Origin of the sequence: Erwinia sp. JH02 (assembly GCF_013074405.1) — a bacterium.
Classification (GTDB): Bacteria; Pseudomonadota; Gammaproteobacteria; order Enterobacterales; family Enterobacteriaceae; genus Erwinia; species Erwinia rhapontici.
Genome location: NZ_JABANZ010000001.1, coordinates 812,956 through 833,786, shown reverse-complemented (window position 1 = coordinate 833,786; position 20,831 = coordinate 812,956). Strand labels below are relative to the sequence as shown.

The window sequence follows — 20,831 nt, the reverse complement described above, 5'->3', positions numbered from 1 at the left end:
AATGGCCATTCAATTGATTTAACTGATATTTAACATTGTCTTCATCGCAATACTCGCCGCAAATTCTCGCTACATTGCTGTTTTATAATGCATTAATGTTATTTTTGGCTTTTGTTTGAAATATGATCCACCCCACAATATGATTACAAACGATAGCGTATATTTTTATTCGAAAACGAAATTGCCGCTGTTGACTGTCATGTCAACACGCTATCCGGCCCGCGGCGTCATAGATGAAGAGGTAATGATGGACTTTCAGGCAATCAAACAGACTGCGCGTCAGGCCCGGCGCTATGTACTGCAAATGAATCATCGGGCAGGCAAAGGTCATACCGGTGCCGACCTCTCTGAGGTGGATATCATCTGTACCTTATTTATGGCGGTGATGGATCGCAGCCGTCCGCGTCCCGATCAGGACCGTTTCATCCTCTCCAAAGGTCACGGGGCAGGCGGGTTGTATTGCAGCGCGGCTGCTATGGGCCTGATTGACCCGGCGATCCTCGACCAGTTTATGGGGGACGATACGCTGCTGGCGGGCCATCCCATCCATCAGAAGCTGCCAGAGCTGGTGGAAATTAACTCGGGTGGTTTAGGCCACGGGTTATCGATTGGTGTGGGTCTGGCGCTGGGCAACAAACTCTCTGGTCGTGCTGACCGTCGTGCTTTTGTCCTGCTCGGAGATGGTGAACTGGCGGAAGGTTCTAACTGGGAAGCGGCGATGTCGGCCAGTAAATTCAAACTGGAAAACCTGGTGGCGATTGTTGACCGTAACCGTTTGCAACTGGCCGGGAAAACCGAAGATATCATGCCGCTGGAGCCGCTGGCCGACAAATGGCTGGCATTCGGTTTCGAAGTGCTGGAGTGCAACGGGCACGATCCTGCCGCCATTGCCGCCGCCGCTAACCAACCCGGCATCGGTAAACCCCGCGTTATTTTAGCCAATACCGAAAAAGGGCACGGTATCTCGTTTATGGCCAACGTCCCGGCCTGGCATCACGCCGTACCTAATGATGAGCAACTGGCCCTTGGGCTGGCCGAGCTGGAGGATTAACCATGCAAGACTTACGTGACGCCGTGATTGCCACGCTGGTGGAAGCCCAGAATGAGGGAGCAGACCTCAGTGTCATGGTGGCCGACTCCACCTCAACATCAAAAATTGCCCCGTTTGAAAAAGCCTTCCCGGATCGGGTCATCAACGTGGGTATCGCTGAACAGAATATGGTGGGAATGGCGGCGGGAGTGGCACTGAGTGGCCGTACGGTATTCACCGCTAACGCTGCACCGTTTCTGTTTGCCCGCTCGAATGAGCAATTGAAAAATGATGTTTGTTACTCAGAAACTAACGTCAAGATGCTCGGCCTGAATGCCGGTTTTGCTTACGGTCCGTTGGGTGCCACGCACCACTGTACTAACGACATTGCTATCGCCCGTTCGATGGGCAACCTGCAAATTTTCGCGCCAGCAGATGCCATTCAGGCCAGCGCGATTGCCCGCCATGCCATCAGCCATAAAGGGCCGGTTTATATCCGTATGGACAGCGATAAAGTGCCGCTGCTGCATGATGCCGATTACCAGTTTGTGCCGGGTAAACCAGAGGTGTTACAGCAGGGTAAAGACACCGTGGTGTTCTGTCTGGGAACGCTGGCTCATGAAGCCCTGGCCGCTAAAGATGACAGCATCACCATCGTCTCACTGCCTTCTCTGTGGCCGCTGGACGAAGCGGCGGTCATCAAGCTGATTACCGCACACCGTCAGGTGATCACCATGGAAGAACATGTGTTGAGTGGCGGTCTGAGCAGCATTATCGGTGAGCTGCTGCATCAGCACAGCCTGCGCCAGCGCTTTATTCCGCTGGGTATCCCGCCGTATGAATTTACCCATAGCAGCAGTCGTGTTGCCCTGCGTCGCCAGTTCCGCATCGATGCTGAAGGCCTGCGCGCCACGTTAGAAAATCTTGTTGCCGCTTAAGGAGAGTCTGGAAATGAGTAACGAATATGACGTCAATCTGCGCTACGGCGTAGATATTAACGGGGATCTCAGTGGCAAGGTGGCCGTGGTCACCGGGGGGCTGGGGGGGATTGCGATGGCCAGCAATCAGATGCTGCTGGAGAAAGGCGCGAAGCTGGCACTGCTCTATCCGGCGTTTGAACAGAGCAAAGTGGCGGATGTTGCCGGGCAGTTCGCAGCCGATCGCGTCCAGTTTGTTCAGTGCGATGTCACTGACCCGGACTCTGTGGAGCAGGCAATAGCACAGGTTGAAGCGCACTATGGCCAGATCGATATTCTGGTGAACTGTGCGGGCTACGTGATGTTGCAGCCGGTACTGGAAACGGAATTTGCCGAGTGGCAGAAGCAGGTGGCAGTCAATCTGACCGGGCCATTCCTCTGTTCTCAGGCGGTGGCAAAACGCATGGTGAAAGCGGGTAAAGGCGGAAAGATCATCAATATTGCCTCGCAGGCGGCATCCATCGCCATCGATAACCATGTGGCCTATACCTCGGCGAAAGCCGGGCTGTTGGGGATGACCAAAGTGATGGCGAAAGAGTTTGCGCCCCACAAAATTAACGTGAATACCCTGTCGCCTACCGTGGTGCTGACGCCAATGGGCGAGAAAGCCTGGCGTGGGGAGAAAGGGGAGGCGATGAAGCAACTGATCCCAATGGGACGTTTTGCCTACACGGACGAAATTGCCGCCGCCGTGCTGTTTTTTGCCAGCAACGGTAGCGACATGATCACAGGCGCAGACCTGATGATCGATGGCGGTTTCACTATTTGGTAATACCGATTACTGCGCCAACACCAGAGAATTCGAGATGTTATCCCGACTGTCGGTCGTTGCAGCAAGGCGGTAAGTAAACGCAACTGCGGCATCCGATACCAAGGTTAAAAAGCTGTACCTACACATAACAACATAAGAGAACATCAAAATGAAAATGCGTTTAACTCTGTTAGCTCTAGCGACCGCCTGCTCCTTCTCTCATGCCGTTACTGCCGCAGAGAAAGGCACCATCATGATCCTCGTTAACTCGCTGGATAACCCGTACTACGCCTCTGAGGCCAAAGGGGCCAACCTGAAGGCACAGGAACTGGGTTACAAAACCACCGTGCTGTCCCACGGTGAAGATGTGAAAAAACAAAGCGAACTGATTGATGCCGCCATCGGTAAAAAAGTGCAGGGCATTATCCTCGATAACGCTGACTCCACAGCCAGCGTTGCCGCCATCAAAAAAGCCAAAGATGCCGGTATTCCTGTGGTATTGATTAACCGTGAAATCCCGGTTGATGACGTCGCGCTGGAGCAGATCACCCACAACAACTTCCAGGCGGGTTCCGATGTGGCGAACGTTTTCGTTGAGAAGATGGGCGAGAAAGGCACCTATGCCGAACTGACCTGTAACCTGGCCGACAACAACTGCGTCACCCGTTCGAAATCCTTCCACCAGGTACTGGATCAGTACCCGGATATGAAAAGTGTGGCGAAGCAGGATGCGAAAGGCACCCTGATCGACGGTAAGCGCATTATGGACAGCATTCTCCAGGCGCACCCGGATGTAAAAGGGGTGATCTGTGGTAACGGTCCGGTGGCGCTGGGGGCCATTGCTGCCCTGAAAGCGGCCGGTCGTAGTGATGTGATTGTGGTGGGTATTGATGGCAGCAACGACGAACGTGATGCGGTCAAAGCCGGCACGCTGAAAGCCACCGTGATGTTGCAGGCGCAGGCGATCGCCGCGCAGGGCGTCACCGATATCGACAATTTCCTGCAGAAAGGCACCAAACCCGAGAAACAGCGCGTGATGTTCCGCGGCATCCTGATCAACCAGGACAACGCAGACAAAGTGCAGGACTTCAATTTCAAATCCTGAGTTAACGCTTCATAAGATGTGACTGCGCCCCCTGTGGGGGCGCAAAGGAGAGAATTATGTCCAGGCGAGTCTGGCTGGCAATGGCCACTTTAGCCCTCGGGGGCTGCCGTATTGTGTCACAGCAGGAGCTGGCCGATTTAAAAAATCCGCCCAACCCCGCGATGGCAAATGTCACCGCCACGTATCAGCAAAAAATCGTGCCACAAATTGTCAGCGAGGCAAAACCGCTCGACGAACTGATGAAGTCGCTGGCCACAGCAAAAGATTTTGATGCGGCCTGTAAACAGTGGGGATACCGCAGTCAGGATGAGAATCCGTGTGTGTTCAGCGTCAAAATTCAGGGCACGGTTACTGAGGTGAACACCACCTCACGCAGTGGAAAAATGACCATTAAAGACGTCAGCGGCCAGCAGGTCGTGGTGCAGATTGGCCCGATCATTCGCGGTACCGCGCTGCGCGACGCTTATAAGGGGGCCAGCTATCAGGACTTCAACGATCAGGTGCTGTTTGGTGATTATGGTAAGGCGATCAATAACCTGGCGTCAGATGAGGTGAAAAAGCTGCAACCGAAAGTCGGTGAAAGCGTTGAGGTTGATGGGGTCTTCAGCAGTTGGGATGTGCCGCAAACACCACCGGATGTCACTCCGGCTCACGTGGTACGCAAGTAGAGGGCTCATGATGGCTGAATATCAAATCGACCCGCTGTTATCGCCGGATCAGCTGCCCGAAGTGGTGATTGAAACGCGTGATGTGTCGCGTATCTATCCTGGCGTGACCGCGCTGGACCAGGTGAACTACCGCGTGTATCGCAACAAGGTCAATGTATTAATCGGTGAGAACGGTGCCGGAAAATCCACCATGATGAAAATGCTGGCCGGAGTGGAAGTGCCGTCCTCCGGGCAGATTTTTCTCGACGGAGAACCCGTGTCGCTGCACTCGACCCAGCAGGCTGAGAAGCACGGGATCAGTATCATTTTTCAGGAACTGAATCTGTTCCCGAATATGAATGTGATGGACAACATCTTTATCGGTAATGAGTTTTTCCAGCGCGGCCGGATTAACGAAAAATATCAGTACCAGCTGGCGAAAGCCCTGCTGGAACGGCTGGAGCTGGATGTGGACCCTTATGCGCCGCTCGGTGAGCTGGGCATCGGTCACCAGCAGCTGGTGGAAATTGCGCGTGCACTGTCGAAAGACACCCGGGTACTGATTATGGATGAACCGACCTCGGCGCTCAGCCAGTCGGAAGTCAAAGTCCTGTTTAACGTGATTGCGGCGCTGAAGCGGCGTGGCGTCACCATTATCTATATCTCGCACCGTCTGGAAGAGCTGATGGAGATCGGCGATCACATCACCATCTTCCGTGACGGGCGTTTTATCAGCGAACGTGATGTGCGCGATGCCAGCGTGCCGTGGATCATCGCCCAGATGGTAGGCGATAAGAAAAAACAGTTCGACTATGCCGCCGCAACGCAGGGAGAGGTGGTGCTGGACGTCAGCGGACTCACCGCGCTGCGTCAGGATGGTGGCTACAAGCTGAACGATGTGACGTTCTCACTGCGGAAAGGTGAAGTGGTGGGCATTTACGGCCTGCTGGGCGCCGGGCGTACCGAGCTGTTTAAAGGTCTGATAGGACTGATGGGCTGCCAGAGCGGCCGCGTGGTGTTGAACGGCGAAGTACTGGACAAGCGTGATTTTCAGTACCGATTGAAAAAGGGCATCGCGCTGGTGCCGGAAGACCGTAAAGGCGAGGGGATGATCGGCATGATGTCGATCAAAACCAATATGACCTTGAGTGATCTCAGTCTGCGCGGCTTTCGTCGGGCGCTGGGGCTGTTGCGTCCGCAGCAGGAGAGCGAAAAGGTGAACGACATGGTGCAACGCCTGGCGATCAAGGTCAGCGATACCGATCTGCCCATCACCTCTCTGAGCGGCGGTAATCAGCAAAAAGTGGTGCTGGGCAAGGCACTGATGACCGGCCCGGAAGTGGTGCTGCTGGATGAACCGACGCGGGGGATTGATGTCGGTGCCAAAACCGATGTGTATCAACTGATCGGCAAAATGGCCCAGGAGGGGCTGGCCGTGATGTTTTCGTCCTCGGAACTGGATGAGGTGATGGCGCTGGCCGACCGCATTTTGGTGATGGCGGATGGGCGTATTACCGCTGACCTGCTGCGTGCTGATGCCACGCGCGAAACGTTAATCACTGCGTCGACACCGCACGAATAAGCGGGCTTGAGGAAGAAAAAATGAATCAAAAATATCTGCTGTATATGTACCTGCTGAAAGCCAGAACGTTTATTGCCTTGCTGATTGTGGTGGGCTTTTTCAGTGTGATGGTGCCGAACTTCCTGACCCTGTCCAATGTGCTGATTATGACGCAGCACGTGGCGATCACCGGCCTGCTGGCGATTGGCATGACGCTGGTGATTCTGACGGGCGGGATTGACCTCTCCGTTGGGGCGGTGGCGGGCATTTGTGGAATGGTGGCTGGGGCGCTGCTGACCAGCGGTGTCCCTCTCTGGGGCGGACAGGTGTTGTTTCTTAACGTCCCGGAAGTGATCCTCGCGGTGGCGTTGTTCGGGGTGGTGCTGGGGTTGATCAACGGTACGGTGATCACCCGTCTTGGCGTCGCGCCCTTTATCTGTACGCTCGGCATGATGTATATCGCCCGCGGCGCGGCGCTGCTGTTTAACGACGGCAGCACCTACGCCAACCTGGTTGGCGTGCCGCAGTTGGGCAATACCGGGTTTTCACTGCTTGGTTCGGGCAGCTTCCTTGGCGTCTACTTTCCGATCTGGCTGATGATCGGTTTCCTGCTGATTGGGCTGTATATCACGCGTAAAACCCCGCTGGGCCGCTATATCTATGCGGCGGGTGGCAATGAATCTGCCGCCCGTCTGGCCGGTGTGCCGATTATCAAAGTGAAAGTCTTTGTCTACGCCTTTTCCGGTCTGTGTGCCGCGCTGGTCGGGCTGGTGGTGGCGTCGCAGCTGCAAACTGCGCATCCGATGACCGGGAATATGTTTGAGATGGATGCCATTGGGGCCACGGTGCTTGGTGGTACGGCACTGGCCGGGGGACGCGGACGTGTGTCCGGATCGATCATCGGTGCCTTTGTGATTGTCTTCCTGGCCGATGGCATGGTGATGATGGGCGTCAGCGATTTCTGGCAGATGGTGATCAAAGGGCTGGTGATTGTCACCGCCGTTGTCATCGACCAGTTCCAGCAGAAGCTGCAAAGCAAAGTGGTGTTGATGCGTCGCCATGAAAAAAAGCAGGCGGCCGCGCCGCTCTCTGAGGTCAGCCATGGCTAGAGAACTGATTGTTGCGCTGGATGAAGGGACCAGCAATGTGAAAGCGGTGGCGATTGATGCTCGCGGTGAAGTGGTGGCAAAAGCGTCCCGCCCGCTCACGGTTGCCACGCCGCAGCCGGGCTGGGTTGAACAGGATGGGCTCACGCTGCTTAACGCATCGCTGACGGTGCTGCGCGAAGTGCTCAACACCGTGGGCGAAAATCGGGTGGCGGCACTGGCCATCAGCAATCAGCGCGAGACGGCCATCGGCTGGGAGCGCCACAGTGGTCGCCCTATTGGGCCTGCGCTGACCTGGCAGTGTTCACGCTCAGGTGTCTTCTGCGATCGGCTCAAACGCGATAATCAGGAGGGGCTGATCCGTGCCATTACCGGGTTACCGGTGGCACCGCTGTTTTCAGCATCGAAAATGCGCTGGCTGCTGGATAACACGCCGGAGGGGCATTCGCGTGCCGACAGCGGCGAGATTTGCCTCGGTACCATCGATGCCTGGCTGCTATGGAACCTGAGCGGCGGGCAGCAGTTCCGCTGCGATACCTCGAATGCATCACGTACCCAGCTGTTAAATCTGCACAGCGGCGGCTGGGATGAATCGATGCTGGCGCTGTTTGGCATCCCGCGTGCCGCGCTGCCGGAAATTTGCCCCTCAGGTACCCTGTTTGGCGTGACCCTCGGTCTGGCCGGTATTCCCGATGGGCTGCCCATCATGGCCATGGTCGGGGATTCCCATGCCGCATTGTACGGTCACGGACTGGGGGCACCGGGCGGGGTGAAAGCCACCTATGGCACCGGATCGTCGGTGATGGCACCTCTGGGCCAGGCGGATACCAGTATCACCTCGCTGGCAACCACCGTGGCCTGGCATGATGGCCAGCGGCTGGTTTACGGTCTTGAAGGCAATATTCCTCATACCGGGGACGGCGTGGCGTGGATGGCGCAGGCGACCGGACTGACCGATGGTAAAGGTCTGGTGCTGAGCCGCGCGCTACATGAGCTGCCCGCCAGTATCGATTCGACTCTCGGCGTCTATTTTGTTCCGGCGCTGACCGGAACCGGCGCTCCCTGGTGGGATGACCAGGCGCGCGGCGTGATTTGTGGGCTCAGCCGGGGCGTAACGCCAGCACATTTGATCCGTGCGTCACTGGAAGCGATTGCCTACCAGATTGCCGATGTGATTGAGGCCATGCGCCTTCACCCGGGATTCCGTCTGGAGACACTGATGGTGGATGGTGGCCCCACGCAAAATCCGTGGCTGATGCAGTTTCAGGCTGATCTGTTGGGTTGCCCGGTGGCCCGCAGCAGTACGCCAGAGCTGTCGGCGCTCGGTGCCGGGCTACTGGCACGACGGACGCTCGGCCAGCTTAATGACGAACAACTGCTGGCGCTGATACCAGAACATGATCTCTGGCAGCCCGATTCGGGCCGCCATGAACGTTGCCAACAGAGCTGGCTGGGCTGGCAGGATGCGGTGAAACGTACCCTGTGGCAGCCGTCGCGTTAACTGCCGTGCAGTGTGGTTTGGTCGGGCGAGGCATGCCTCGCCCCTACAACACAGAAGGCTGTTACGGCCAGGTACCGATTTCCGTAGGGGTCAGGCATGCCTGCCCGCCCCTACAACACCGAATGGCGTCACAGCTTTGTATCGAATTCCGTAGGGGTCAGGCATGCCTGACCCGCCCCTACAACACAGAATGGCGTCACAGATTTGTACCGAATTCCGTAGGGGTCAGGCATGCCTGACCCGCCCCTACAACACAGAATGGCGTCACAGCTTTGTACCGAATTCCGTAGGGGTCAGGCACGCCTGCCCGCCCCTACAACACAAAATGGCGTCACAGCTTTGTATCGAATTCCGTAGGGGTCAGGCATGCCTGACCCGCCCCTACAACACAGAATGGCGTCACAGCTTTGTACCGAATTCCGTAGGGGTCAGGCACGCCTGACCCGTCATAAAGGAGCAACAGATGAAACGTAATTTCAGTAATAAAACCGTGGTGATCACGGGAGCATGTCGCGGTATTGGGGCGGGTATTGCCGAACGTTTTGCCAGAGACGGTGCAAACCTGGTGATGGTCTCCAACGCCGAGCGCGTGTTTGAAACCGCTGATCGGATAAAAGCCGCCTGGGGCAGTGAGATTCTGGCATTGCAGGTGGATGTCACCGATGAAGAGCAGGTGCAGGGGTTGTATCGCCAGGCTGCAGAACGTTTCGGGACGATTGACGTGTCGATCCAGAACGCCGGAGTGATCACCATCGACACGTTCGACAAAATGCCCAAAGCTGACTTCGATAAAATCCTTGCGGTGAATACCACGGGCGTCTGGCTTTGCTGCCGCGAAGCCGCGAAGTATATGGTGAAACAGCAGTCCGGTAGCCTGATCAATACATCGTCAGGGCAGGGGCGTCAGGGCTTTATCTATACGCCGCATTATGCCGCCAGCAAGATGGGAGTGATCGGGATTACGCAGAGCCTGTCACAGGAGCTGGCACCGTGGAATATCACCGTCAACGCGTTTTGTCCCGGCATTATCGAAAGCGAAATGTGGGATTACAATGACCGCGTATGGGGTGAAATCCTTAGTACCGACAGTAAAAAATATGGCAAAGGCGAGCTGATGGCGGAATGGGTGCAGGGTATTCCGTTAAAACGCGCGGGGCAGCCGGACGATGTTGCCGGGCTGGTGGCTTTCCTCGCCTCTGATGATGCACGCTATATTACCGGGCAGACGATCAACGTCGACGGTGGTCTGATTATGTCCTGATGCGTTGCGGTGGCCGATTTTGTTCCATTCGTGCCACCGTCATTCTGCTCCGCCGAAAAGTCTTTATACTCTCTCCGGTCATGCACTACCCGGCGAAAAGTCGTCTTCGCCTGCCTGACACATGCTGACATTTATCTACGGGATCACAGGATGATCCCGGTCACCTGACGAGTAGAGCAACATGAAATACTTCATTTTATTGATGTGGATAATTACCGTACTGTATGTGCACTGGAGAGGGAAGGTTCGTTACGGTTTCTGGCGTCAGCTGGCTGACCATTCTACCTTTGTCGCTCCCCTTAACTGTTTTATGTATCTGTTTTCCCGCATTCCCACCACGCCCTTTCTTTCACCTCATCACTTCCCCGAGCTTGCTGAGCTGCGTGACAACTGGCAGTCGATTCGTGACGAAGGCGAGGCGCTGCTAGCGTCAGAGCAGATTAAAGCCTCGGACCGCTATAACGATGCCGGGTTTAACTCGTTTTTTAGAACCGGTTGGAAACGCTTTTATCTGAAATGGTATGACGAGGCACATCCCTCTGCGATGTCTCTCTGCCCGCGTACCACCGCGCTGTTGCGCGGTATTCCATCGATCAAAGCCGCCATGTTTGCCTCACTTCCGGACGGCAGCCGCCTGCCGCGCCACCGCGATCCGTATGCCGGATCGCTGCGCTACCACCTTGGCTTGATCACCCCGAATGATGACCGCTGCTTTATTGAAGTGGATGGTGAACGTTACAGCTGGCGTGACGGCGAGGGTGTGGTGTTTGATGAAACCTATATTCACTATGCTGAGAATCACAGCGGGCAGCCTCGATTGATCCTGTTTTGCGATATTGAGCGGCCGATGATCTGGCGTTGGACGCAGGCAGTGAATCACTGGCTTGGCCGTCATCTGGTGGGTGCGGCTGCGGCCCCCAATAATAACAGTGACCGTACCGGGGGCATTAACCGGGTGTTCAAATATCTCTATGCGGTGCGCAAGGTCGGGAAACGCCTGAAGGCGTGGAATAAGCCGATATATTATGTGATCAAATGGCTGCTCTTCGGTGGTATCGCTGTCTTGATCTGGCGAGCACTGTAAGTTTTTGGGCGGTCCTTCGCGCGGGCCGCCCGATTTTCGCGTTGGGAAGGGATTCTGTGCTAAGGTTAGTTGTATGATTTTGTGAACAAACTCACACTCGCGCAGATAAAAAATATTGCTTTGAGCTTATGATTCTATTTGGTCGTTATTTGTCCCACGTTTCCAGCCTGATGTTTTCCCTTGCCGTGATCGGGCTGCCGATCACGGCGGCACGTGCTTTTGATGAGTCCACACGCGTACCCGATGCTCCCTTTGATGATCCCGGTCGTTTCCGGCAGATGCAGCAACAGCTGCCGGGTATGGGTATCACCGATCATGATAACGGGCTGGCACAGAAAATCGCTGAGGCGGCAAAAAGCATCGGTGAAGCCAGCATGAACAACGACAGTGATAAATCGCTGCGTGAGGAAGCCGGTCAGTGGGCGTTTAATCAGTTCCGTACTGCCGCCAGCGAGCGTGCCGCCAGTGAAGGTGAACTGCTTCTGTCACCTTATGGCCGCGCCAGCGTGTCGCTGGCCGTAGATGATGCCGGGAGTTTTAATGGCACCTCCGCTCAGTTGATGACGCCGTGGCAGGACAATTATCAGTATCTGACTTTCAGCCAGTTAGGGGTGGAGCAAACGGAATATGGCACTGTAGGCAACGCCGGGCTGGGCCAGCGTTGGATCGCCGGGAGCTGGCGTGTGGGGTATAACGCGTTCGTTGACGATGTGCTCACTACCCACCAGCAGCGCGGTTCTCTGGGGGCAGAAGCCTGGGGAGAGTATCTGCGTTTTTCCGCCAATTATTATCATCCGCTATCGGGCTGGCGTAATCACAACAGCACAACACAGATGCGGATGGCGCGCGGTTATGACATCACTACACAGGGGTATCTGCCCTTTTACCGCCAGTTAGGGGTTAGCCTGAGTTACGAGCAGTATCTCGGCAATCATATCGATCTGTTTAACAGTGGCAATGCAACGGCAAACCCGACGGCGGTTTCCCTGGGCGTTAATTACACGCCAGTGCCGCTGTTTACCCTCTCTGCCAGCCATAAAGAGGGCGATGGTGGAGAGTCACAGGACCAGTTTGCGTTGAAGATGAATTACCGCATTGGTGTGGCGCTGAGCCAGCAGCTTTCGGCCAGCAATGTCGCGGCGGCGAAGTCGTTAAGCGGGAGCCGTTACGATCAGGTTAACCGCAATAATTCCCCGGTGATGGAGTTCCGCCAGCGTAAAACGCTGTCAGTCTTCCTCGCCACGCCACCGTGGCAGGTGCAGCCGGGTGAAACACTGGCGCTGAAATTACAGGTTCGTAACAGCAATGCGATTAAAGCGGTGAGCTGGCAGGGGGATACGCAGGCATTGAGCCTGACACCTCCGGCAGATAATGCGAGCCCTAACGGCTGGAGTATTATCGCTCCGGCGTGGGACAGCAGCGAAGGGGCCAGCAATGAATATCATCTGTCGGTCACGCTGGAAGACAGTAAGCAGCAGCGCGTGACTTCTAACTGGATCACGCTAAAACTGGCGCAACCCGTCACGTTACAGCCTGCGGATACCGGGAGTTTCGACCTGATGTCCCCTTGAATACAGGGGATTCTGCTATCCGCTGAAAACGTGATTTTTGTCAATACACTGTCTCGAAATATATGTGACTAAAGTCACAAAAAACCACTTCTCAGGCGCGGGAATTTTCTGCACAATCTGCGAAAAATCTCACTCGCCTGCACATCATGATCATCCGTCCTAATAGTCACTGGTTTATCCGCCTGTTCGCCTGGCACGGTTCGGTATTACCCGGAATCTGGTTCCGCTTAACGCTTAATCTGCTGATGTCCCTGATCGCTATTTTCTGTCTCGACTGGTATGAAACGCTGGGTATCAAGCTGACGCTGGCACCGTTCAGCCTGCTGGGGGTTTCCATTGCGGTATTTTTGGGTTTCCGTAACAGCGTCTGCTTTGGCCGCTTTATTGAAGCGCGTATGTTCTGGGGCAATCTGCTGATTGCCTGCCGCACGTTACAACGTCTGGCACTGGCGATTTCGCCCGCTGATGCGCCGCGTGTCACATCGTTGCTGCTGGCGTTCTCTTATAGCCTCAAGCATCAGTTGCGCCACAGTGATGCCCGTGAGGATCTGCGTCGTTACCTCGGGGATGAAGCGGATGAAGTGCTGAAACGTCGTTCGCCGACCAATTTCATTGAGCTGCAACTGTCGCAGTGGCTGGCCGACCAGCGCCGCCGCGGTAACCTGTCCGACATTCTCTATATGCATATGGACAGCAATATTAATCAGCTGTCACAGGTGCTGGGCGGATGTGAGCGTCTGGCGAGTATGCCCGTGCCGTTTGCCTATGGTTTGCTGCTGCACAGAACGGTATATCTGTTCTGTACGCTGTTGCCGTTTGCGCTGGTGCCGGACTTACACTACATGACGCCGCTGGTCTCGGTGTTTATTGCTTATACCTTCCTGTCGCTGGACACGCTGGCGGAAGAGCTGGAGATGCCGTTTGGTTTTGCCAACAACCATCTGCCGCTGGATGCGATGTGTACCAATATTGAGATTAATCTGCGGGAAATGAATCTGGAAGAAGAATTGCCGGATACGCCACGACCGGACTGCCGTTATCGGTTGACGTGAGGGATTTGCTGGCGGGTGGGTCGGCTTCAGGTATGGGGTCAGTTTGAGCACGCCGGATTGGCAAAAAACACCTCCTTGCGTGCCTCGGCTCGCGGCATCCCTGCCGCGTGACGTCCGGCTTACCTCAAACTGGCTTCATCACCGCAAGAGCGTGCCCGCTGTCAGTGTTAAACCCTGCCTGTTTTGGTCCGATTTCCCCATCAGAACTGATAGTTCAGACCCACACCCGCCACATCATCATCCGCCAGCGCTAACGGATTGTTATCCTTCAGCAGATTGAATTTGTACTCGGCATAGACCAGGAAGTTTTTGTTGAAGTAGTAGTTCGCACCCGCAGAGGCATATTTAACGATATCGGCATCACCCACGTTCTCAATGTCTTTACCACGTGAGCTGACATACGCCAGAGAAGGGCGGAAACCATTCAGGAACTGATACTGGGCGATAGCTTCAAAATTCACCGCCTTGTTGGCAAAGCCACCCGTAATTGGCGTGGCGTTGTGCGTGTTACCGTACATCGCGGCTAGGTAAATCTGGTTAGCATCATATTTGATTGCCGTTGCCCAGTGCTCTGCGCGATCACCTTTACCGAAGGTGGCATTGTTTTGTGTTCCGGTACGGCCCAGGTTGGCATAGCTGCCGACAATGCCGAAACCAGAATCGGCCGTCCAACTGACCGATGTGGCGTAACCATCGCCATTTGAACGACGCACGGCGTTGCCGTCGGTACGTTCATTTTTACCCTGGTACTGTACCGCAACGTTCAGACCGTCGACCAGACCGAAGAAATTCGTATTACGCCAGGTCGCGACACCGGTAGCACGGGTTGAGAGGAACACATCGGCATAACCGGAATCACCGCCGAATTTAGGCAGCATATCGGTCCAGGCCAGCGCATCGTACACCAGGCCATAGTTACGACCGTAGTCGAATGAACCCCATTTACCGTACTTCAGGCCGGCGAAACCAAGGCGGGTTTTATCGCCGCTTAATGCATCCGACCCTTCAGATTTGTTCAGCTGGAAGTTGTACTGCCATTGCCCATAACCCGTTAACTCATCGCTGATCTTGGTTTCACCTTTGAAACCGAAGCGCGCATAAGACACGTCACCATCGTTATTGATGTCATCCGAGAACAGGTGCCCGACGTTGATCTTGCCGTTCAGGTCCAGTTTATTGCCATCTTTATTGTAGATTTCGGCAGCCTGGGCCGCAGTGGAAGCCAGTAATGCAGATACCGTTAAAGCCAGAAAAGAATGCTTCATCATTAAATAATCCCTGTTCTTTAAATTTATAATGTTTTGTCAAATCGTGCGGAATGAAAAATGACACAGGTAAGTGTGTCATAAAAAATAAATATTGGTAACAAAATGTAATATCAGCTTTTAGCCCAGATAAATGAAAACCAGTGCAATGCATTTTCATTTTTAATTCTGTCTGTATTTTATACGGACACTCTCGCTCTGTGTATGACTTATTTAATTTATTTTATTTTAACTCAATAGCTTACAGTTATTTTAACTATAGGGTTTCTTTATGCCTGGATAATTTTATCTTATATTAAAAATTGCATTGGCTTATTTTTTGAACGTTTGTTTTTCATGTTTTTTCCATAGTTTAATTACAGGAATTCATTTTCATTAACATGAAATGTCCATATGTAAATAAAGACTATTATCCGCTGTGAAATAACTTTCAACCATAATAATAAAAGAGGGGATTATCAGCAGGGGAATGAAACTCCACTCAACCGCTTCTTTTACTGTTATGCACCCTCACTGCGCGCCATTTTGGTGCGGTTGACGTCTTTTGGGGCGTTAACTGACTCTTTTTAAAACCAAATCCCGGCATTGATCACACATTCGATATTTTATTTTACCACTGCATAATTCTGCTTTTTATTGTGCTGTAAAGGCAGGTTGTTCAGATTGTTATTCACTTTCTATGCATTAACAATGAATAGGATAATGATGTAACTCATTGATATTTGGTGGTTGAGAACGGTTTATGCATTTTTTTCTCTGGATGGCACGCGGCGTGCAATCTACAGTAGAGCTGCAATGAATCATCTCATTAACATTTTTTAAACTTTTAATTCACCCTGCCTGAGGCGGGGAATGTGCAAAACGAGGCCGATATGCAACCGTCAGTGACCCGTGAAAACTTCGATCAATGGATTGTTCCCACCTATGCCCCGGCCAGCTTTGTTCCGGTAAAAGCAGAAGGTTCGACGCTGTGGGATCAGGAAGGGAAGTTATATATCGACTTTGCCGGCGGTATTGCGGTCAATGCCCTCGGCCATGCGCATCCCGACTTGCAGCTTGCGTTACAGCAGCAGGCAGCACTGTTGTGGCATACCGGGAATGGTTACACCAATGAACCCATTCTGCGGCTGGCCAAACAGCTTATTGATGCCACGTTTGCCGACAGGGCGTTCTTTTGTAACTCCGGTGCGGAAGCGAATGAAGCGGCACTGAAGCTGGCGCGTAAGGTGGCGATGGATCATGGCCACTCGCAGAAAAGCGGTATTGTGGCATTTAACAATGCGTTTCATGGGCGCACGCTGTTTACGGTTTCCGCGGGGGGCCAGCCGGCCTACTCGAAAGATTTTGCACCGCTGCCGCAGGGCATTCAGCACGCGGTGTACAACGATCTGGCATCGGCTGCTGCGTTGATTAACGACCAGACCTGTGCAGTGATTGTCGAGCCGATTCAGGGTGAGGGCGGTGTGGTTCCGGCCGAGCCGGCCTTCCTGCGTGGTCTGCGCGAACTGTGTGATAAACACGGTGCGCTGCTGATTTTCGATGAAGTCCAGACCGGGGTGGGCCGAACCGGATCGCTGTATGCCTATATGCATTATGGCGTCACACCGGATGTGCTGAGCACCGCGAAAGCACTGGGTGGCGGCTTCCCGATTGGCGCGATGCTGACGACGGAAACCCTGGCTGAGCACCTGAATGTGGGCAGTCATGGCACCACCTACGGCGGCAATCCATTGGCAGGCGCAGTGGGTGGCAAGGTGATGGAACTGATCAATCGCCCGGAAGTGCTGGCAGGCGTGGCAGAACGCCATCGGTGGTTTGTTGACGGACTGAATGCCATCAACCAGCGCTTGCAGCTGTTCAGTGAAATCCGCGGACTGGGGCTGTTAATTGGCTGTGTGCTTAATCAGGACTATAGCGGCAAGGCGAAACTGATTAATCAGGCTGCCGCCCGTGAAGGGTTGATGGTGTTAATCGCGGGTGCCAGCGTGGTGCGTTTTGCTCCGTCGCTGATCATCACCCGGCAGGAAGTTGAGGAGGGGCTGGCGCGCTTTGAACGTGCCTGCCTCGCCGTCACTGAAGGAGCCCGCGCATGATGTATATTCGTCCCGTTGAACGAGACGATCTGGCGCAGTTAATGTACCTCGCCGGGAAAACCGGCGGGGGGTTGACCTCGCTGCCTGCTGACAGTGACACGCTATCAGCACGTATCGATCGTTCACTTTTAACCTGGCAGGGAAAACTGCCGCGTGCAGAACAGGGATACGTATTTGTACTGGCAGACAGTGAGAGCAAAAAGGCCGTGGGTATCTGCGCCATTGAAGTGGCGGTGGGTCTGCAGGACCCGTGGTACAACTTTCGCGTCGGTACTCAGGTGCACGCCTCGAAAGAGCTGAATGTTTACAATATGTTGCCCACGCTGTCGTTAAGCAACGACCACACGGGCAGCAGCGAACTGTGCACACTGTTTCTTGACCCGGATTACCGAAACGGGAAAAACGGCTATCTGCTATCAAAATCACGCTTTCTGTTTATGGCCGGATTCCGCCAGCACTTTATGCAGAAAGTGGTGGCCGAAATGCGGGGTGTGATTGATGAACAGGGGCAATCGCCCTTCTGGGACAGCGTGGGCAGTCGCTTCTTCTCGATGTCATTTTCCGATGCTGACTATCTGTGCGGCACCGGGCAAAAAGCCTTTATTGCCGAGCTGATGCCGAAGCATCCGCTGTATATCGATTACCTGTCGGATGAGGCGAAGTCCGTGATTGGGCAGGTCCATCCGCATACTGCGCCTGCGCGTGCCGTGCTGGAAGCCGAAGGTTTTCACTTCCAGAATTACGTCGATATTTTCGACGGCGGCCCGACGCTGGAGTGCGACATTGATCGCGTCCGCGCGATCCGAAAAAGCCGTTTGCAGACGGCTTTGTTCAGTGAGGAGCAAGATGACGCGCTGCCGCTGTGCCTGGTGTCCAATGAAAACTATCAACAGTTCCGTGTGATGTTGCTGCCTGCCGATCCGCAGGGTGACACCATCCGTATTACGGCCGCTCAGGCCGACATTTTAGGGTGCCAGCCGGGTGATAACCTGCGGGTGGTTACCCTTAGTCGTGAGGAGAAAAAAGCATGACGCACTGTATTAATGGTCAGTGGCTGACCGGTGGTGGTGATAACGTCAGTAAAATCGATCCGGTCAGCGGTGAACTGTTATGGCAGGGTAAAGCCGCAACGGCCGCACAGGTGACCTCGGCCTGTGAAGCGGCACGTGCCGCTTTTCCGGCCTGGGCACGCCGCCCGTTCTCTGAGCGCCAGGCCATCGCGGAGAAATTTGCCGTGTTGCTGGAAAAAAACAAAGTTGAACTGAGTGAAACCATCTCGCGTGAAACCGGAAAACCGCGCTGGGAAACGCAGACAGAAGTGCAGGCGATGATCAATAAAGTGGCGATTTCGCTGCGCGCCTGGCATGCCCGCACCGGTGAACAGGCGGAAGGCGAAAGTTCGCTGCGCCACCGTCCGCACGGGGTGATGGCGGTCTTTGGCCCGTATAACTTCCCGGGTCATCTGCCCAATGGTCATATCGTTCCCGCCTTGCTGGCGGGCAACTGCGTGGTATTCAAACCCAGCGAGCTGACACCGATGACGGCTGAGCTGACGGGAAAATTATGGCTGAGTGCCGGGCTGCCGGGCGGCGTGTTTAATCTGGTGCAGGGCGGCCGAGAGACCGGACAGGCGCTGGCGCAGGAACCTCAGGTGGACGGTGTCCTGTTTACCGGCAGCGCTGCAACCGGTTATCAGCTGCACCGCCAGCTGGCCGGACAGCCGGAAAAAATGCTGGCGCTGGAGATGGGCGGCAATAACCCGTTGATCGTTGAAGATCCCGATGATATCGATGCCGCTGTGCATATTGCCATTCAGTCGGCCTTTATCAGTGCCGGACAGCGCTGTACCTGCGCACGTCGTCTGCTGGTGAAACGTGGCGCCGCCGGGGATGCGTTCCTCGACCGTCTGGTGGCGGTGGCGGCAAAAATTCGTACCGGTCGCTGGAACGATGAGCCTCAGCCTTTTATGGGCAGTGTGATCTCAATCCCGGCGGCAGAGAAGATCTTCAGCGAGTGGCAGGCACGTATTGATGCTGGGGGCAGGGTGTTGCTGCCGATGCAGTGGCCGGATCGCAGCAGTGCCATTCTGACACCGGGCATTATTGATGTGACCGGGCTGCAAAATTTGCCGGATGAAGAAGTCTTTGGTCCGCTGCTGGCGGTGATTCGCTATGACGATTTTGACCGCGCAATCCGACTCGCTAATCACACCCGCTACGGGCTGGCATGCGGGTTGATTTCGCCCCAGCGCGACAAATTTGAACGCCTGCTGATCGAAGCACGCGCAGGGATTGTGAACTGGAACAAACCGCTGACCGGGGCGGCGAGTACAGCACCGTTTGGCGGAGTGGGTGCCTCAGGTAACCATCGTGCCAGCGCCTGGTATGCTGCGGATTACTGCGCATGGCCGATGGCGTCACTGGAATCGCCTGACTTAACGCTGCCCGCCAGCCTGTCACCGGGTCTGGATTTTAGTGCACAGGGAGAAACGCCATGAGCGCCCGTGAAGTGAATTTCGATGGTTTACCGGGTCTGACGCATCATTACGCGGGACTGTCGTTTGGTAATGAGGCCTCAACGCGTTATCAGCACCAGGTCTCCAACCCGAAGTTGGCGGCGTTGCAGGGGTTGATGAAGATGAAAGCCCTGGCCGATATGGGCTTTGCCCAGGGCGTGATCCCACCGCATGAGCGCCCCAATATTGCGGCGTTGCGCCAGATTGGCTTCAGCGGCAGCGATGAACAGGTGCTGGCGCAGGCGGCCAAACAGAATCCGGCCCTGCTGTCTGCCGCCAGTTCCGCCTCAGCGATGTGGGTGGCTAATGCTGTCACGGTTTCGCCATCAGCCGACAGCGCCGATGGTCGCGTGCACCTCACCGTGGCGAACCTGAATAATAAATTCCACCGCGCCATGGAAGCGCCAACGACAGGCGCGCTGCTGCGGGCTATCTTCCGCGATCCTGAGCACTTCAGCGTGCACGATGCTTTACCTCAGGTGGCAATGTTCGGTGACGAAGGGGCGGCAAATCATAACCGCTTTAGCCGGGGTTATGGTGAGGCCGGTGTGCAGATGTTTGTCTATGGTCGTGCCGAGCTGAACGGTGGCGAGGCTCCAACGCGCTACCCGGCGCGTCAGACGCGTGAAGCCAGCGAAGCGGTAAGCCGCCTGCATCAGCTTGATGCGGCGCGCACGGTGTTTGCCCAGCAGAATCCGGCGGTGATCGATCAGGGCGTGTTTCATAACGACGTGATTGCGGTCAGCAACCAGCACGCGCTGTTTTGCCATCAGCAGGCGTTCTTACACCAGCCGCAGCTGCTGGCTGAACTGGCCGAAAAAATACCAGGATTTATCGCGATTGAAGTGCCTGACGAGCGCGTCAGTGTGGCGGATGCGGTGGCAACCTATCTGTTTAACAGCCAGCTGTTAAGTAAGGACGATGGCAAGATGTTACTGGTGCTGCCTGATGAAGCACGGCGTCAGGCCGGCGTCTGGTCATATCTGACGGAGCTGGCGGCCAGCGGCGGCGTGATTGATGAACTGAAGGTGTTCGACCTGCGTGAAAGTATGTGCAACGGCGGCGGCCCGGCCTGTTTGCGACTGCGTGTGGTGCTGAATGCACAGCAGCAGGCGGCAGTTAATCCGGCGGTCATGATGAACGATCGGTTATTCGCGACCCTCAATGCCTGGGTGGAGCGTCACTACCGCGATCGGCTGTCGCAGGCTGACCTTGCCGACCCTCATTTGCTGCGCGAAGGACGCGAAGCACTCGAAGAGCTGACGAAGCTGCTAAACTTAGGCAATGTGTACCGTTTTCAGCAGTAAAGCGA

General features: G+C 55.1%; 17 protein-coding genes. 16 read left to right on the top strand and 1 reads right to left on the bottom strand.

The features are described 5' to 3' along the window. Positions 1 to 247: 247 nt before the first annotated feature. The 12 genes from HHI26_RS03900 (at position 248) to HHI26_RS03845 (ending at position 13,646) form a co-directional block, all read left to right on the top strand. The gene (locus HHI26_RS03900; RefSeq protein WP_133845475.1) at positions 248 to 1,051 is read left to right on the top strand and encodes a transketolase; all 804 of its coding nucleotides are present in this window, start codon (positions 248 to 250) and stop codon (positions 1,049 to 1,051) included. A 2-nt stretch (positions 1,052 to 1,053) separates the two neighbouring features. Next, positions 1,054 to 1,968 (top strand): transketolase C-terminal domain-containing protein, encoded by a 915-nt coding sequence (locus HHI26_RS03895; RefSeq protein ID WP_133845372.1) that lies wholly within the window; start codon positions 1,054 to 1,056, stop codon positions 1,966 to 1,968. Positions 1,969 to 1,981: 13 nt separating this feature from the next. Then, positions 1,982 to 2,779: a GolD/DthD family dehydrogenase gene (locus HHI26_RS03890; RefSeq protein ID WP_167864585.1), complete on the top strand. Its 798-nt coding sequence runs from the start codon at positions 1,982 to 1,984 to the stop codon at positions 2,777 to 2,779. Between the two features lie 148 nt (positions 2,780 to 2,927). Next, complete coding sequence (locus HHI26_RS03885; RefSeq protein ID WP_133845369.1) at positions 2,928 to 3,863, top strand: D-ribose ABC transporter substrate-binding protein; 936 nt, start codon at positions 2,928 to 2,930, stop codon at positions 3,861 to 3,863. Positions 3,864 to 3,919: 56 nt separating this feature from the next. Next, on the top strand, positions 3,920 to 4,531 hold the full coding sequence (locus HHI26_RS03880) for a DUF2291 domain-containing protein (RefSeq protein WP_159337231.1): 612 nt from the start codon (positions 3,920 to 3,922) through the stop codon (positions 4,529 to 4,531). Positions 4,532 to 4,538: 7 nt separating this feature from the next. Then, a complete protein-coding gene (locus tag HHI26_RS03875; protein WP_133845365.1) occupies positions 4,539 to 6,092 on the top strand; it encodes a sugar ABC transporter ATP-binding protein in 1,554 nt (517 codons plus the stop codon). Between the two features lie 20 nt (positions 6,093 to 6,112). Then, a complete protein-coding gene (locus HHI26_RS03870) occupies positions 6,113 to 7,180 on the top strand; it encodes an ABC transporter permease (RefSeq protein WP_133845363.1) in 1,068 nt (355 codons plus the stop codon). After that, entirely contained in the window at positions 7,173 to 8,678 is a 1,506-nt protein-coding gene (locus HHI26_RS03865; protein WP_171148629.1) for an FGGY-family carbohydrate kinase, read from the top strand. The genes HHI26_RS03870 and HHI26_RS03865 overlap by 8 nt, the downstream gene beginning before the upstream one ends. A 463-nt stretch (positions 8,679 to 9,141) precedes the next feature. Then, complete coding sequence (locus tag HHI26_RS03860; protein WP_133845358.1) at positions 9,142 to 9,939, top strand: SDR family oxidoreductase; 798 nt, start codon at positions 9,142 to 9,144, stop codon at positions 9,937 to 9,939. Positions 9,940 to 10,120: 181 nt separating this feature from the next. Then, complete coding sequence (gene lpxO / locus HHI26_RS03855; RefSeq protein ID WP_159337229.1) at positions 10,121 to 11,023, top strand: lipid A hydroxylase LpxO; 903 nt, start codon at positions 10,121 to 10,123, stop codon at positions 11,021 to 11,023. A gap of 170 nt (positions 11,024 to 11,193) precedes the next feature. Next, entirely contained in the window at positions 11,194 to 12,594 is a 1,401-nt protein-coding gene (locus HHI26_RS03850; protein ID WP_238337057.1) for a YchO/YchP family invasin, read from the top strand. A 146-nt stretch (positions 12,595 to 12,740) separates the two neighbouring features. Continuing rightward, the gene (locus HHI26_RS03845; protein ID WP_133845352.1) at positions 12,741 to 13,646 is read left to right on the top strand and encodes a bestrophin family ion channel; all 906 of its coding nucleotides are present in this window, start codon (positions 12,741 to 12,743) and stop codon (positions 13,644 to 13,646) included. A 200-nt stretch (positions 13,647 to 13,846) separates the two neighbouring features. Here HHI26_RS03845 and HHI26_RS03840 read toward each other — a convergent pair whose 3' ends face one another. Continuing rightward, positions 13,847 to 14,914, bottom strand: coding sequence for a porin (locus HHI26_RS03840; RefSeq protein WP_159337228.1), 1,068 nt, complete (start codon positions 14,912 to 14,914; stop codon positions 13,847 to 13,849). Positions 14,915 to 15,783: 869 nt separating this feature from the next. On the opposite strand from HHI26_RS03840, the gene HHI26_RS03835 reads away from it, so the two are divergent. Genes HHI26_RS03835 through astB form a run of 4 tightly spaced genes read left to right on the top strand, consistent with a single transcriptional unit; the run spans position 15,784 to position 20,826 of the window. Next, a complete protein-coding gene (locus tag HHI26_RS03835; RefSeq protein WP_171148627.1) occupies positions 15,784 to 17,004 on the top strand; it encodes a bifunctional succinylornithine transaminase/acetylornithine transaminase in 1,221 nt (406 codons plus the stop codon). Continuing rightward, positions 17,001 to 18,035, top strand: a complete 1,035-nt coding sequence (gene astA / locus HHI26_RS03830; RefSeq protein ID WP_133845348.1) for an arginine N-succinyltransferase — start codon at positions 17,001 to 17,003, stop codon at positions 18,033 to 18,035. The genes HHI26_RS03835 and astA overlap by 4 nt, the downstream gene beginning before the upstream one ends. Next, positions 18,032 to 19,501 carry a succinylglutamate-semialdehyde dehydrogenase gene (astD, locus tag HHI26_RS03825; protein ID WP_133845346.1) on the top strand — a complete coding sequence of 490 codons (1,470 nt, stop codon included), beginning with the start codon at positions 18,032 to 18,034 and terminating at the stop codon, positions 19,499 to 19,501. The genes astA and astD overlap by 4 nt, the downstream gene beginning before the upstream one ends. Next, a complete protein-coding gene (gene astB / locus HHI26_RS03820) occupies positions 19,498 to 20,826 on the top strand; it encodes an N-succinylarginine dihydrolase (protein WP_171148626.1) in 1,329 nt (442 codons plus the stop codon). Before astD ends, astB begins: the two co-directional genes overlap by 4 nt. Positions 20,827 to 20,831: the final 5 nt, after the last annotated feature.